The sequence below is a fragment of the Succinivibrio dextrinosolvens genome (assembly GCF_900116345.1).
GTDB lineage: Bacteria > Pseudomonadota > Gammaproteobacteria > Enterobacterales > Succinivibrionaceae > Succinivibrio > Succinivibrio dextrinosolvens_B.
Window position 1 is genome coordinate 1 of the sequence record NZ_FPAH01000055.1, and the last position, 15,826, is coordinate 15,826.

The window sequence follows — 15,826 nt, forward strand, 5'->3', positions numbered from 1 at the left end:
ATCTTAACTACTTTAACTATTGTTTAATTTTCGGAATTTGTCAGTTTGGATTTATTATTTTTTAGTTTATCTCTGTGAAGGATCACAGTTTTGCGGTAGTACCGGGAATTATTTATGGATTTTAAAAAGAGGTGAACACCGTTGGTGCAGAGTAATTGTTATATTTTTCTGACAGATTTGTGTCTTATCGAATATATCTAAATAAAAGAAATCCTCAGCATTTGCCGAGGATTAGTTATATTTTCACATAGTCACACGAAGATGACGAGATTGTGAAGTTACATTCTCTTGTAACCTTCCATGTACAGCATTTCAAGTGCAATTGAAGCACCGGCTAAAGCTGTAATGTCACCGTGATCATATGCAGGTGAAACTTCAACAACGTCCATACCTACGATATCAAGATCTTTTAGAGCGCGCAGGATCTTCATGATCTTGTCGGTTGTCATACCGCCTACTACAGGAGTACCTGTGCCAGGAGCATATGCAGGATCTAGACAGTCAATATCAAAGCTGATATAGCACTTGTTGCCGCCAACTCTCTCGTGGATAGCAAGAGAAATATCCTCAACAGACATATCATTTGCAGTTGCACCGTCTAATACTAAGAAACCGTCCTTCTCATCGTATTCGGTACGGATACCAACCTGAACTGACTTTTTAACATCAATCAGATCTTCATTTGGAGCATGATAGAACATGGTACCGTGATCGAAAGCTGAACCGTTTGAATAGGTATCTGCGTGGGCATCAAAATGAATTAGAGACAGCTTGCCGTACTTCTTTGCATGAGCGCGCAGAAGAGGCAGAGTGATGAAATGATCTCCGCCGAAGGTCAGCATCTTCTTGCCGGTAGCAAGCAGCTTGTCAGCATGCTCGGTCAGCTTGTTTACCATATCCTGATTGTCACCGAAGGAGTAAACCAGATCACCGCAGTCTACAACGTTCAGTTTATCTAATACGTTGAACTTCCATGGGTATCGGCAGTGCTCCCAGGCCAGCTGGGTTGAAATCTGTCTGATGGCATTAGGACCAAAGCGGGTGCCTGAACGTCCGGAAGTGGCCATATCAAAAGGAACACCGGTGATAACCACATCAGCATCAGAGCTGTATGGATCAAAGTTCAATGGTGTACGTAAAAATCCAAAAGCATTAGATACCAGTGAAATATCTTCTTTGTGATTTAATGTCTGCATTTAGTCTTCCTCTAGATAGGTATAACCATATAGACCTGATTTGAATTCCTCGATGAAGGCTCGCTGTGTCTTTTCATCAAGATTGTTCTGATTTCTTAAAACCTCGTTGCTGAACTCGTTAAGCAGCTTGGATGGATCCAGCAGTACATATCGTAACATATCTGCAACAGTACTTCCTTCATCTGACAGAGAAACGCTGACTTTTCCATCTCCATAGGCATATACATCATAAACCTCGGTGTTACCGAACAGGTTATGCATGTTGCCCAGAATTTCCTGATAGGCACCTACCATGAAGAAGCCGATCATAGGAGGATTATCCACATCATACTCTGGGAATGGCATGGTGTTGGAAATATCGTCGCCTTCAACGTACTGAGAAATTGCACCGTCTGAATCACAGGTGATATCCAGAAGTACAGCTCGTCTTGTCAGAGGCTTGTCCAGATTCTCAAGTGGCAGAACCGGGAAGATCTGATCGATGCCCCAGGCATCTGGCAGAGACTGAAACAGTGAGAAGTTCAGATACAGCTTGTCAGCCATTCTCTCATCTAGTTCGTCAATCAGAACTCGATGAGACTTGTTGGTTGGATCTAAGGCCTGCTGAATCTTCTTGCAGATACAGATATAAATCTGCTCAGCCTTTGCTCTCTGCTGTAGGGTAACATCGCCTGAAACATAGCCTTCATGGATTTCCTGCAGATCATACTGAGAGTCATGCAGCCATTCTCTTAAAGAACGTCTGATAACATCCTTGTGCATTTCCTCCCAGGTTTCAAACAGGTTGAACAGGGCACGAGGAGATTCTGGCAGAGGCTTCTCTGGAACAGTGAATTCGTTACGCTCAATACCGATGATATTTGAGACTAAAACTGCGTGATATACGGTCAGAGCTCTTCCTGACTCGGTAAGAATCTTTGGTTCTGGAAGATTATTCTCACGGCAGGCATCACCGATGGTCCAGACGATATTGTTGGCATACTCCTTTAAAGAGTAGTTAACTGAGCAGTCAGTCTGTGAACGGGTACCTTCATAGTCAACACCCAGACCGCCGCCGACATCGAAATACTTGATGTTAACGCCAAGCTTAGACAGTTCAACGAAGAACTTGGAACTTTCTCTTACACCACGGGTGATATCACGGATGTTAGACATCTGTGAACCTAAGTGGAAGTGCAGAAGCTGCAGCCACTCAAGCTTACCGTGTTCTTTCAGAGTTGCAACCAGCTTTAATACCTGAGCTGCAGCCAGACCGAACTTTGAGCTCTCACCTCCTGATGACTGCCACTTGCCGGAACCCTGAGAGGCCAGACGTGCACGGACACCAAGTCTTGGGATAACATCAAGACGTTCTGACTCTTCAAGTACAATCTTAAGTTCAGACATCTTTTCGATAACCAGGAATACACGGTGCCCCATTTTCTCACCGTCTAAGGCCATACGAATGTACTCACGATCCTTGTAGCCGTTACATACAATCATGGACTGATTTCTGCCGGCATGTGCAAGCACTGCCATAAGCTCGCCCTTGGAACCTGCCTCAAGACCGATTGGCTCGAACTCTGTACAACAGCTGGTGATTGATTCTAGAACTCTGCGATGCTGGTTAACCTTGATAGGATAGATAAGGTTGTAACCGCCCTTGTATCCGTATTCTTCTTGGGCTTCCTTGAAAGCATTGTTAATATCAAAAAGTCTGTTCTGTAGAATCTGAGGGAAACAGAATAAAGCTGGCAGTCTCTGGCCTAGCTTGGCTCTTTCTTTAACCAGATCAGCAAGATCAATTTCTGTATCGTTTTCATTTGGGTTTGGATGTACAACAACGTGACCCTTGCTGTTTACTCCGAAATACTTAGTTCCCCACCAGTCAATGTTGTATGCGTTCACAAGTAGCACCTCCAAAGGACGCTAAAATATATTCCTGATTTTTAAGTTCTTTTTTTTTTCTTTTTGCAGCCGGTTGCTACCGGATCTGCGGAATCGTTTTTCTCTGTCTCTGACAATTCAGAGAAAAAGCCGATAAAAATCGCTGAGTTACCTAGATTTTCAAGGACTTTTATAAGTGGCCTAATATAACATATTTGTTTTTATATATGCATAAAAAAAGCTTCACTTTTTTAGTGAAGCTTTTTGGTGAAAATCTTGCTGAAGAATTAGAAGTTTTCGTAGTTCTTGATGGTAACCTGCTTGCCATCTGCACCGGTAGGAGCGATTTCACCAAGTACCCATGCTTTCTCGCCCTGTGCGTTCAGTACTTCTACAGCCTTGTCAGCCTCTGCTGCGCTAACTACTGCAATCATACCAACACCGCAGTTGAAGGTTCTGAACATCTCATAGGCATCAACGTTGCCCTGTGCCTTTAAGAACTTGAATACCTCTGGACGCTGCCATGAGTCGCCGTCACAGGCTGCACAGGTGCCTTCAGGCAGAACTCTAGGAATGTTCTCCCAGAAACCGCCGCCGGTGATGTGAGCTAAAGCGTGAACATCAACTTCCTTAATCAGCTTCAGAATCTGCTTAACATAGATTCTGGTTGGGGCCATAAGAGCATCGGCAATTAAGGTACCGTCTGACAGCTTATCCTCTAAAGGATTTACACCGCATTTCTTAAGAATTGCACGAATCAGTGAGTAACCGTTTGAGTGTGGACCTGATGATGCGATACCGATCAGCTTGTCGCCAACCTTTACCTTTGAACCGTCGATGATTTTGTCCTCATCAACAACACCAACAGCAAAACCGGCAAGGTCATAATCGCCTTCCTCGTACATGCCTGGCATTTCAGCGGTTTCACCACCAACCAGAGCACAGCCGCTCAGTTCACAGCCATGTGCAATACCGGTAACAACGGTGGTAGCTGTATCAACATCCAGCTTACCTGTTCCATAGTAGTCTAAAAATAAGAAAGGCTCAGCACCCTGAACCACGATATCATTAACACTCATTGCAACCAGATCCTGACCTACGGTTGAGTGTCTCTTCAGATCGATTGCAAGACGCAGTTTGGTACCAACGCCGTCTGTACCAGTAACCAATACAGGATTGGTATATCCCTTTGGAATTCTGGTTAAAGCTCCAAATCCGCCTAGTCCGCCAATAACCTCTGGTCTGGTGGTCTTTTTAACAGGGGCCTTGATGCGCTGAACCAGCTCATCTCCAGCATTAATATCAACACCAGCTTCTTTGTAGGTCAAATTTGATGCCATTTTAGTCTCCAGGTAAAACTTTTGGTCAAACGAAAAATTATGTGCGCAATTTTACAAAAATTGAAGGGTAATTTCATCTCAAATATGAAATTTCATGTGTCTTAGTATGTGGTAGAATTATGCAGATGAATTTATGGTAAATCAGCAGTTTTTTTATAAAGATGTTTATTAAAACTCCTTATCTTATAATGAGTTAGCTTCATCAGCTCTGATTGCTATTATTGATATATGCTTTTTGTGTTCAGATAATTTATGAACAGGTGTTTTCTGTGTTTTTTCGTTTTTGACGAAATATGAGGTTCTGTTAAAATCTGTCTTAAAAATCTGATAGATATCATATTTTTTAGAGAGCAGAAAATCATAAAAATACGGGAAATATCTCTTAATTTTAGTGAATAAAATGCAGAAATTTGGCTTGGGGAATTCCATGAAAATAATTACATTATTATGTGCTGCAATGCTCAGTTGTGGTGCAAGTGCAACCGAGATTTTTGAGACTCCACTGGACAATGGTATGGACAATGCAATTGTTAAGGCGTTCTCTGATGCAACTTCTGCTAATGTTACTGATCCTTCTAATTCTCTATCCCTTGAAGATATCCGTACCACCATTGAAACTATCAGCATCAACGGTAATAATCTGTGTGTAAGCTTCAATGATGATAAGGTAAAGAATCTTTTATCCTCAAAGGGTATCGGTGTTTGGAACGGCGAGAGTGGAACCATTGTTGCCTGGATTGCTGATCTTTCATCATCTGATTCAGCGCTGCTTTCAGGTGAGGGTGAGGCTGATTTTGTGAAGAAGCTTCAGAGTGCTGCTAATCAGAACAAATTCAATATCATGTTTCCGGTAATGGATCTTGATGATGTTCAGCAGGTTAACTCTCAGACTATTGTTTCTCATTCTGATGAACTGATTGCCAAGGCTTCAAAACGCTATGACGCCAAGTATTTTGTAAGCGGTGTTATGGAGCGCGATGCTTCAAATGACAGCTATTCAGTCAAGTGGAATCTGTGTGATTCCGAGGGAAAGTCTTTAGGCAGCGGAGCCAACAGTGGTGATGCTGATACCGCATCCTCTCAGATGTCTTCACAGATTGCTCAGGTACTTATGAACAGCTCAAAGCCACAAAGTACTGCTGCAGCTGTTCCTGCCGCCACCTCTGCAAACGAGGCTGATACCATTACTCCTGTAACCGGTGACGGCTCTATTGAGCTTGGACCTGTAAAGGGAGGTGTAAGAGTTCTGATTACCGATATTGAGAATGTTGCTGACTATCCAAGAATCAAGAGAATTCTCATCACCTACGGCTATGAATCAGATATTCAGGTTCTAGGCTATAACTCCGAGGGCGTTATCTTCCTGATCCCAACCGGTTCATCTCCAGCAATTCTGGATGGAACCTTTACCCATGCCTCAGAGTTCACCAAGATTGCTCCATGGACCTATAGATTCAATGAGTCAAAGGGTACTGCAAAGCCTGCTGACAATGTTGGCTCAGTAACCACCACAACCTCTCAGAGAGTTACCTCTTCTATCAATAATTTCGGAAATGAGGCCTATACCAGAGAGACCGTAAAGCAGACAGTGGAAGTTACTACAACTGTTCCTGCTCAGAAACCTGTCGGTGATACCTCAAATGATGTTCCTGTGATTACTATTACTGATGATTCAGACAATTCATCAGTTGCTTTAGAAAGATAATCATCAGAAACATTAAGGATAGAAATGGAAGAGAATAACAAAGTTCCATACCAGCAGGCTTTAGATTTCAAGATTTCGGATAAAAGTGATTTTTCAACCTTTGTGGAAGGCTCAAATTCCTATGCCGTATCCTCTCTGAAGCATGCTGTCGAGAACGAGGTTAATGAGTTTTACTATTATTTCGGTCCGGAGGGCTGCGGAAAGAGTCATCTTCTGAATGCTCTGTTCCAGCTGAATTCTGCTCAGATTAACAACTGTTTCTTTTTAGATCTGAATCTTGCCAAAAACTTGGGGCCAATGGTTCTGGACGTTGATCTTCCTAAGAACATTATGCTTGATAATGTTGACGCCATTGCCGGAGATGAGCAGTTTGAGATTTCTCTGTTCGGTCTGTATAACCGCTGGTATGACCGCCGCGAGGGAACTCTGATTATGACCGGCAGAACCTCTTTTGACACCATTCCGTTCAGAAAAAAAGACCTGACCACCAGACTTTCAAGCGGAGTTAAGTTCCAGCTTAATTACTTAAATGAGGATGAGTGTATCGAGGCTATCAGCAGAAGAGCTCAGAACAGACATTTCAATCTGCCTGAGAATACAGCCACCTTCTTGGTCAGACACTGTAACCGCGACATGAGATCTCTGGTGGAAATTCTGGACCGGCTTGAAAAGGCTCAGATTGAACAGTCACACTATCTGACCATTCCTTTTGTAAAATCCCTTTTAGGCCTATAAAAAATGCTCCGCACTAATGTGTGGAGCATTTAAAAACGTATCTGTAAATCTCTGTATAAGTGACTTCAGTTAGACTGTAGCGTTAGCCTTTTCAGAAAAATTCTTCACAATATGGTTCTTCTCATCAACTAAAACTACCTTAGGCTTTAGTTCACGAGCTTCCTTTTCATCCATCTGGGCATAGGCTATGATTATGACTATATCCCCCTTCATGGCACAGCGGGCTGCAGCTCCGTTCAGACAGATAACACCTGAACCTCGCTCTCCAGGAATGGTATAGGTCTCAAGTCTGGCACCATTGTTGTTATTTACAATCTGAACTCTTTCTCCAGGAAGAATTCCTGATGCATCAAGCAGCTCCTCGTCAATGGTGATCGATCCTACGTATTCCAGATTTGCTTCTGTAACTGTTGCACGGTGGATCTTACCGTGCATCATGGTATAAATCATCTTTTACTCCAGGATGATATTATCAATCAGTCTAGTTGTACCGAAACGAACTGCAACTGCCAGCAGGGCAGGGGCGGTGATTTCATCTTTCAGCTCATAAAGACCTGGAAGACCGTAGCATTCAACATATTCAATGTTGGCAAGTGGCTCTTTTGCGATCTCTGTTTTAGTAAAGCTGATAATGTCGTTTAAACCAGTGCTTCCAGCCTTGAATTTCTCTAAAGCACTCTTAAGAGTCTTTGAAAGAATTACTGCAGCATTCTTTTCTTCAGCTGACAGATAGGTGTTTCTTGAACTTCTTGCAAGACCGGATTCCTCTCTTACGATAGGAACAATTACCAGCTCAAGATCAAAGAACATATCCTTGACCATACGGCGAAGAACTTCAACCTGCTGGGCATCCTTCTGTCCAAAGTAGGCGCGGGTAGGTCCGACAATGTTAAAGAGTTTTGATACGACGGTGGTTACCCCTCTGAAGTGGATAGGTCTGCTCTTTCCACATAAAACCTTGGTGATGTTTCCCGTTACTTCAACCCAGGTGTCATCAGAACTTGGATACATCTCTTTTGGGGATGGAGCGAATACAATGTCTCCGCCTGCCTCTGACACAACCTCAAGATCAGCCTCAAGAGTTCTTGGGTAGGCATCAAAGTCCTCATTTGGACCGAACTGAGTTGGATTTACGAAAACACTGACAACAGTGATGTCATTATCCTTAGCTGAATTTGAAATCAGTGCTGCATGGCCCTGATGAAGTGCACCCATTGTAGGAACCAGACCAACGGTCTTTCCCTGAGCTTTTAAAGGTTTTAGATATTCTCTTAATTCTTTAACAGTATGAAAACACTGTGTCATAACACAAACTCACTTAGTTTATTTCATTTAAACGAAAAAAATCTAAACAAGTTTACTACATTATTCGAGAATTGGAGACTTTTCTCAAAAAAAAGGCATATAAATCGTACTCTGAAATGTCACAGTACGATTTTTGAACAGAAATCAGTGTCTCTTTTCGAGTTTTTCGTCAAAATCTTTCTGATCGGAGATTTTTGAGTACTGAGCGCGGGCAATCTGAGCATATGATCCCTTGCAGGTATGCATGGCATCATTAAGGCTGTTGAATGCTCTGGTGTAATCTGACCTCATAGCCATGGTCTGGGCATGGGTAATAAAGGCCTGACATTTGTTTTTCTGCAGCAGGAAGCTTTCGGTCAGCATTTCTGATGCAAATGAGTCATTTGGATATTTCTGCAGGAACTTTTCTAAGACCTGCTGTGCCTGTTTTCCTTCTCGTGCTTTGAGATAGACATTGGCAAGGTTGATGGCGATAGCACTGTCGTAAGGCTTTCTGCTGTAAATTGCTCTTAGTCTTGATATGGCTGATGAAGTGTTGCCGCTTTCAAGATCGATATCAGTATACAGATCAACGACAAAGTCATTGGAAGACAGATCGGAAATTCTCTCTAGATATTCTTTAGCCTTTGAATAGTTCTTCTCTCCATAGAAGATAAGAGCCAGGGCGTAGTTCTTGTAGTATTTGTTAACCTTTTCCGTGTTCAGAAGTCTTTCTTTGAAATCATTAAGCCTTAAATTCATATATCTGACATCCACACGAGCCTTTGCAAACATGAAGTTAGGATCGGTGGTGTTCTTTCTTTTTGGCATACTTTTGGCGCGGTTATAAGCTTCAGCTACACGAATCTCAGATAAAGGGTGGTCGATTAAAAGAGCATAGGCGCTGTTGATATTTCCCTGCATGGAAAATAGTTTTTTAAAGAGAGTGCTCATGGCCATTGGATTGTATCCGGCTTTATTCAGTACTGAAATTCCAATTCTGTCAGCCTCATACTCATTGTCGCGAGTAAAGTTGATACCTGTCTGAGCTATGAGTCCTGTAGTAGTTGAAAGGGCTGCAGCTCCCATATTTGGATTAAGAATTGACAGAGCAATGGCACCGATGATGCTAGCCATGGAAATTGCTGTTCGGTCAGACTGCTCTTCGATAAATCTTGCAATATGTCTCTGAGTTATATGGGATATTTCGTGGGCAAGTACTGATGCAAACTCGTCCTCATTATCTGTATAGTGGAACAGTCCCGCATTTACCTGAACCTTGCCGCCTAAAAAGGCTGATGCATTTAAAGAAGGATCAGCTGACAGGAAGAATTCAAACGGGAAATAGACGTTATTGGCATTTAGCACCAGTTTCTGTCCCACTGAATTGATAAACTCGGTCATGACAGGGTCGTAACTGATGATTCCTGCGCCTCGGGCTTTTCTCATGAAATATTCGCCGTACAGTCTTTCGGTCTGTACTGTCATGCCTCTGGCACCGGCTGTTCCAATTTCGGGGATGGATATATGATCGGCCGCCTGTGCTGCTGATGTAAGAAACATTGCACATAACAAAGAATACAGGCTCTTTTTAACTGACCTTTTCATACATACTCCTTAAATATACTGTCTGAAATTCTATCACGCATGGCAGTACAGAGAATACCTTAATTTGTATAGTTTATGATTATGAGGAAATAATTCTCAATTCTGCGAGCGTATTTAAAAATACTTTTAAAAAATAAAGCCTTTTCTACTTGTCCTGACGTGTTTTTGCATATAATGATCCTGAGAGAAAAGGATTTTATATGATTAAGTTATTTAAAGGCTGGTATTCCAGACATTTTTCAACACCAGGTACGATTGAGTTTGCTCTTGTTCTTCTTGCTTCTTTCGTGGTTGTCTATTATTTCATGTGGCTGGTGGGGCCTCTGGTGGTGGCTCTGTGTATCGCCTACTGCCTTGACTGGTTCGTCAGACTTCTGATCAAAAAGCTTAATATGAAAAGAATGCCTGCCTCCATAATCACTATGGTTCTGTTTGTAGGGGTGTCCATAGGCATTATGGTGTTTATTGTTCCTAAGATTGTCCAGCAGGCTAATCAGTTCTATACCAATCTGCAGCAGATTTCTATCTCTGCCAAAGGCGACAGACGGGATGATTTTGATACTCTGGTCTCAACCAAGACCTATGAGTTTATTGAATCTCTACCTGATCCGATTCCTTCTATGTTTTCTCAGGAGGAGATTGATCAGTACGTGCTTCATGCCAGATCATCAATTCTTTCCAATATCACGAGTATCATAAGAAATCAGATTATGCCGTCAGTTGTTAATGTTATGACCTGGCTGATGTACATGATTATCGTACCGATTTTCACGTTCCTGATGCTCTCTAACAAAGAAACACTTCAGAAACGCTTCGGCAAATATATTCTGCCCCATAATCAGAAGGTTATGCGTGACTTCTGGCCTAAGATGAATTTCCAGATTGAATCCTATATCAGAGGCAAGATTCTGCATATAATAATTATTACCATTGTTAATACTCTGGCCTTTATGATCCTTGGAGTGAACTACGCCTTTCTGCTTGGATTCGGAGTTGGTCTGTCGGTAATTGTGCCATACGTAGGTGCCGCTATTATTACGATTCCGGTGGTCCTTATCCCAATTTTCCAGTTCGGTTTCTGTTCTTATCTGATCTGGATCTTTGCTGTTTATCTGGTGATACAGCTTCTAGACAGCAATGTCCTGACTCCAATGCTGTTCTCTAAGGCAATGGACCTTGATGCCTTCTCAATTCTGTCTGCGGTACTGATATTCGGCGGACTCTGGGGATTCTGGGGAGTCTTTTTCTCAATTCCTCTGGCAACCTTTATTGGATCTCTGTTTACAAACTGGCCAAACAAGGAATCAGCTGATAATAAAGCAACTCTGGATTACAAAAAATCCGGAGATAAAAAAGAATCTGCTCCAACGTCAAAGGCATAGAATTTCAATCATAGATTAAGGCGCAGATCTTCGGATCTGCGTTTTACTTTATGCTAATTGTATGATTTTTCGTAGTATAATAACCGACATTGTTTTATAGCGTAGCAGAGAGCTGCGTTTTTTTTCTGGAGACTAGAAAGTGCAACTCAAAGATCTTGCAGATAATGTTATTCATGGGTATGAACTCACAAAAGAAGAGGCTTTAGAGCTTTATAATGCTCCTCTTGAATTACTTAAGGAAGGAGCCTCAAAAATAACCTCCGCTTTTTTTAAAGAGACAATAGAGCTTTGCTGTATTTCAAATGGTAAATGTGGAAAGTGTTCTGAGGACTGTAAATTCTGTTCTCAAAGCCGTCATTACAATACCGGTGTTGGCGAGAGTCCACTGAAAACTGTTGATGAGTTTTTTGCAGAGGCAAAATACAACGCTGACAGAGGTGTACACCGATTCTCAATCGTTACCTCTGGCCCAAAGCTAACTCATTATGAGGTTAAGGTTATAGCAGAGGCCTATAAAAAGATTTCAACAGAGCTTAAGATCTCCTGCTGCGGTTCCTTAGGACTTTTAAACTTAAGTGATCTTAAGCTTCTAAAGGAAAACGGTTTGTCTCGTTATCACTGCAATGTTGAAACTTCACCTAATTTCTTCAAGGAGATCTGTACTACACATACCCTAAAGCAGAAAGAGCGAACCATAGCCTATGCAAAAGAGGCCGGTCTTGAAATCTGCTCAGGCTGCATTATTGGCATGGGAGAGAGTATTGAGGACAGAGTCGACATTGCCTTGTATCTCAGAAAGCTTCAGGTTGACAGTACACCTGTGAATATACTCAATCCTATAAAGGGAACTCCTCTTGAGAACAGAGAAATTGTCACTCCTGACGAGGTTAGACGCTGTATAGCCGTCTTCAGGTATCTGCTTCCAAAGACAGTTCTGCGTCTTGCCGGAGGACGACTTCTGATACAGAAATATTTCTCCGATCTGTACAACTACGGCATTAATGCGGAGATTACTGGTGATATGCTGACGACTGCCGGTCTGACTATTGCTGAAGATATTGACACAGCAATCAAATGCGACAAGGTTATAGGTAAAATTGAGCCTGTAACGCACGTCATGAGATAGCAGTATAACTAAATAAGCAAAAGATCTCTGAAATATAACTTGCGAAAATGACAGGTATAAAAAACAATAACAGTTAAATACGACAAATAAGTTCTGTTTTGAACCATAGCTTATGGTTCTTTTTTTACCTTTAAGAAAGAAAAATATAAAAATGAAAAAATTGTCATTAATCCTTAGCCTTAATCTTCTGGGGGTGCTGCTTTTTTTTCAGCTGGTTCCACGCTGATGTAAACAGTTTCTGGCCTCTGGTGGATAAGAATGTATTCTTCACCATCAATCATATGCTAGGGGCTACAGAGATTCTAAGAACAGAGAGATGTATGGCCCTATTACCTATTCTGAGATGCGTCAGGTTAAACGTATGGAGAAAGCTCTTGGAGAAAAGAATCTGACTGTTATAAAAACAAACGGCTCAAGAAGCAGCGGAATCCAGAGCCTGTTCTGATTTTACTTTCAAGAAACTCATAAAAGAAAGGAGAAACTGCGGTTTCTCCTTTCCTAAAAAGCGGCTTTATGTAAGGCCGTTTTTTTAGTACATGATGGTGTAAAGCTTTCTTCTGTACTCTTTCTGCAGCGGATCACCCTGCATGGTGTTCAGAAGATCAAGGAATGTCTTTTTAACCTCGGCATTGGATAAATCCTTCTGCAAAAGGTTAAACAGAATCTCAAGAGCCTTTCCTTTCTTGCCAGCTTCAGCTAAAGCAGCAGCGTAGCTTACAGCTATATCTGAATTCTCAGGATCGGCTGCAAATTTAGCCTCAAGCTCCTTTAAGGCAGGACTGTCAGCTGCCTGATCAGCAAGAGCTAATGCAGAGATCAGATCCTTGTACTCCTGCATCTCCTGCTCTTCACGACCAGGATTGTCTAGAAGCTCATGAGCCTTCTCAAGCTGTTTATCCTTGATGCACAGCTGAGCATAGAAATGCTTGTACTCAAGATTCTTTGAATCAAGGCTGTAGGCTTCCTTGGCCTTGACGATTGCACCGGAAATATTACCTTTCTCAACTTCTGCAAGTGCAGCCTTTAAAAGCATGTCACCCTCTGAAGGCATATATTTCTGAATGGTTTCCTGCAGTTTCTCTACAATCTCATCACCCTGCAGAGCATCTACCGGGCGTCCGTTCTTCATAACAACAACGGTTGGAACAGACTGCAGTCCTAACTGTCCGGCGATTGCCTGGCCTACAGGCTCTGATACATCAGCCTCAACCAGAGAAAGGTATGCATTATTATCAGAAATGGCACTTCTTAATGCAGTTCCTGCCTTCTCACATTCAGGCGCATTCATGAAAAAGAAAATAAATACAGCCTTCTGCATGGAAGCATCGACAATCACTTCCTTTACATTCTGTTCTGTTAAACGCATTTTTTATCCTTTTATTTCTTAAATCGGTTGAAATCTCTCATGGCACGGATCAGATTCTCAAGATTTGCCTTGGCTGGTCTGATTTCTTCTTCCGTAGTGGTTACAACCTTACCGTTTCTCTTGTAAATGGTAACTGCATCCTGTGAAATCAGCAGCAGATTGTTACCCTGAGTTGTTGGGATGTAATCTCTATGCTGAATTTTTAACACGTCATCCCCAATTCCATAATTTACACATGGGGTCGTTACCCCCAAAATTTCAACTGCTATGGTTGGATTAATATCAAATGATGAGGTCAGAATATTTCTTGAGACTCCCTTGTTCTCTGCATCTGGATTGATGATGATAAAAGGAACCCTTTGCTTTTTCTTTGAGTAAACGGAAGAGCCTCCAATATGCTTATTTCCTAGCGCTGAGGAAATAATAATCATGGTTCTTTCTGTGAGGTTCTTTTCCTCTAGCTTTGAAATAAACTTGCCGATCTGAGAATCCAGAAGCTTCAGATGGCGTTTATGCGCATCGGCCGAGTATATGTTTAAAAGTGAATTCAGTGACAGGGTAACAGCCATTCGATTTTCTGCATTCTTTTCAATAAAGTCAGCAGCTTCATTTAAAAGCACTGTATCTGAGGTCAGATTTCTCAGCTTATTGTTGTTCATGCCTGTCATTCTTGCTAATTTCTTGCCTTCTGCACCGTTGATTGCAGAGATGAAGCCTCTCATCAGATACTCTTCTTTCTGCATTACATCATTTGAGACGTTTTCAACGCTGTGAGAGGTGAAGATCTGCTCATACTGGATTGGCAGACCGAACCAGCTAGCAAAAAGATTGTTGTAAAGGTTGTCGTATGGCAGGAAGTGGTTTTCAAAACTCAGGTTTTCCATCTTAAGTCTCATTAGATTAGGAGTGTTCTCTGCATCCAGATCTGAATATGAAAGACCGTTCACAAAAATCGTAACCACATTCTTCTGCACATCTTTCTCCTCAAACTTAATTTCGGTTAGAGGGTAGGCGATGTTTGAGGTTGAGCTGCCATCAGCTTTTGCAGTAATGTTTTCAATCCAGCCGTGGGTGGTCAGGAAGGACTTTGCAGTCATTGGGTAATGAGCTGGGAATACCGATCTTAAATTGGTAATCTTCTCGTAGTTTGCAGCATCCGCCCAGATATAGATACCGTGAGAGGTAATGAAGCATGCTGTTACCAGTGTCATGATGACTGCTGGGAAATAGTTGTTTCTTTCCTCGCGTCTGTAGATTTCGCGGGTTGCAAGTCTTGCAAATATCAGCTCTAAAAATATTACCAGCGGAATCGCAATATACATGAAATTAAAGTTCAGACCTGTATTGAAGGTCAGATCTCTTATCATCAGCGAGACCACGGACCAGGTCAGATGAACCTTCAGTGCCAGGAACAGCTTGGCATCCACTAAAAGCAGACTGTGCAGCAGAATGGCTGCAACGATACTTATAATTCTGTATACCTTGAAGTTTCCGATAAAGGTAAGCGGGAAAAAGAAAATCAGAAAAGCCAGAAATCCCAGAAAACTGATCTGTCCCAGCCAGGTGACAATCAGATACAGAAAGGAGATGAAACTTTCTGTCTGAGGTGAACCGTAGACATAGGTAAATCCTGTCAGGATCGCCAGAATACAGTTTAGAAATATGAAATGGTGAGCCCAGGTAGTTGATCTTATAGTCTGTTCCTTCATCAGGAACTGGTTCTGTATTTTTGTCATGGTATTTACGTAATTTTTCTGACCTAACTTAAAGATTATTTTACTTGTTTTTTCAAAAAAATAGAAAAATTTAGCGCTTATTTTGGAAAATTTTGACCCCCTTACGAATTTACCTCAAAAATCGGATGTGATAATCGCCAGGTTAAATTTTTTTGAGGTAATTATAAGTTTATGAACTCTAGTTTCCCACATGGAAATTTAAAACAAAACTAGATTCACTCTAGGTTTGATGCTCTTAAAAAACTTGTATTGATTTATTTTTGGGAAGAGGTGTGATTATAAGCAAAAAAATGCTTATATATCTGATAGATACCGATGAAAAGGTGTGTTTAATATGTTATAATTTTATCTGCTAAAACAAAAAGTTAACATAAAAAAACACACCATGAATATGATACCTAAAAATACCTCTTCTAGCAATTTTACTGATACATTTTCTTCTCTTTTTTCTGTTCTTGGTCTTTGTAGTTTACTCAAAGTTG

General features: G+C 41.6%; 13 protein-coding genes. 5 read left to right on the forward strand and 8 right to left on the reverse strand.

All coding sequences use genetic code 11. The features are described from left to right. Nucleotides 1-278: 278 nt before the first annotated feature. The 3 genes from speB to purM form a co-directional block, all read right to left on the reverse strand. Nucleotides 279-1,196 carry an agmatinase gene (speB, locus tag BM308_RS11860; protein WP_074945468.1) on the reverse strand — a complete coding sequence of 306 codons (918 nt, stop codon included), beginning with the start codon at nt 1,194-1,196 and terminating at the stop codon, nt 279-281. Beyond that, complete coding sequence (gene speA, locus BM308_RS11865) at nt 1,197-3,083, reverse strand: biosynthetic arginine decarboxylase (protein WP_306706422.1); 1,887 nt, start codon at nt 3,081-3,083, stop codon at nt 1,197-1,199. 266 nt (nt 3,084-3,349) lie between these two features. Further along, entirely contained in the window at nt 3,350-4,402 is a 1,053-nt protein-coding gene (purM, locus tag BM308_RS11870; RefSeq protein ID WP_074945471.1) for a phosphoribosylformylglycinamidine cyclo-ligase, read from the reverse strand. 427 nt (nt 4,403-4,829) lie between these two features. On the opposite strand from purM, the gene BM308_RS11880 reads away from it, so the two are divergent. Both BM308_RS11880 and BM308_RS11885 read left to right on the forward strand, forming a co-directional pair. Then, a complete protein-coding gene (locus tag BM308_RS11880) occupies nt 4,830-6,107 on the forward strand; it encodes a DUF2066 domain-containing protein (protein WP_074945474.1) in 1,278 nt (425 codons plus the stop codon). A gap of 24 nt (nt 6,108-6,131) precedes the next feature. Further along, the gene (locus BM308_RS11885; RefSeq protein WP_074945476.1) at nt 6,132-6,842 is read left to right on the forward strand and encodes an HdaA/DnaA family protein; all 711 of its coding nucleotides are present in this window, start codon (nt 6,132-6,134) and stop codon (nt 6,840-6,842) included. Between the two features lie 69 nt (nt 6,843-6,911). On the opposite strand, the gene panD is transcribed toward BM308_RS11885, so the two are convergent. The 3 genes from panD to BM308_RS11900 form a co-directional block, all read right to left on the reverse strand. Continuing rightward, on the reverse strand, nt 6,912-7,292 hold the full coding sequence (gene panD, locus BM308_RS11890) for an aspartate 1-decarboxylase (RefSeq protein ID WP_074945478.1): 381 nt from the start codon (nt 7,290-7,292) through the stop codon (nt 6,912-6,914). Nucleotides 7,293-7,295: 3 nt separating this feature from the next. Further along, nucleotides 7,296-8,147: a pantoate--beta-alanine ligase gene (panC, locus tag BM308_RS11895; RefSeq protein ID WP_074945479.1), complete on the reverse strand. Its 852-nt coding sequence runs from the start codon at nt 8,145-8,147 to the stop codon at nt 7,296-7,298. A 144-nt stretch (nt 8,148-8,291) separates the two neighbouring features. Beyond that, entirely contained in the window at nt 8,292-9,734 is a 1,443-nt protein-coding gene (locus BM308_RS11900) for a M48 family metalloprotease (protein WP_074945481.1), read from the reverse strand. Between the two features lie 200 nt (nt 9,735-9,934). Between BM308_RS11900 and BM308_RS11905 the strand changes: the two genes are divergently transcribed. The 3 genes from BM308_RS11905 (at nt 9,935) to BM308_RS13625 (ending at nt 12,687) form a co-directional block, all read left to right on the forward strand. Continuing rightward, nucleotides 9,935-11,116, forward strand: coding sequence for an AI-2E family transporter (locus BM308_RS11905; protein ID WP_074945482.1), 1,182 nt, complete (start codon nt 9,935-9,937; stop codon nt 11,114-11,116). 139 nt (nt 11,117-11,255) lie between these two features. After that, on the forward strand, nt 11,256-12,242 hold the full coding sequence (gene bioB / locus BM308_RS11910) for a biotin synthase BioB (RefSeq protein WP_074945483.1): 987 nt from the start codon (nt 11,256-11,258) through the stop codon (nt 12,240-12,242). A 316-nt stretch (nt 12,243-12,558) separates the two neighbouring features. Continuing rightward, complete coding sequence (locus tag BM308_RS13625; protein ID WP_306706430.1) at nt 12,559-12,687, forward strand: hypothetical protein; 129 nt, start codon at nt 12,559-12,561, stop codon at nt 12,685-12,687. An 84-nt stretch (nt 12,688-12,771) separates the two neighbouring features. On the opposite strand, the gene BM308_RS11915 is transcribed toward BM308_RS13625, so the two are convergent. Together BM308_RS11915 and BM308_RS11920 are read right to left on the reverse strand one after the other, a co-directional pair. Next, the gene (locus BM308_RS11915; protein ID WP_074945484.1) at nt 12,772-13,608 is read right to left on the reverse strand and encodes a tetratricopeptide repeat protein; all 837 of its coding nucleotides are present in this window, start codon (nt 13,606-13,608) and stop codon (nt 12,772-12,774) included. Nucleotides 13,609-13,619: 11 nt separating this feature from the next. Then, a complete protein-coding gene (locus BM308_RS11920) occupies nt 13,620-15,344 on the reverse strand; it encodes a DUF3413 domain-containing protein (protein ID WP_074945485.1) in 1,725 nt (574 codons plus the stop codon). Nucleotides 15,345-15,826: the final 482 nt, after the last annotated feature.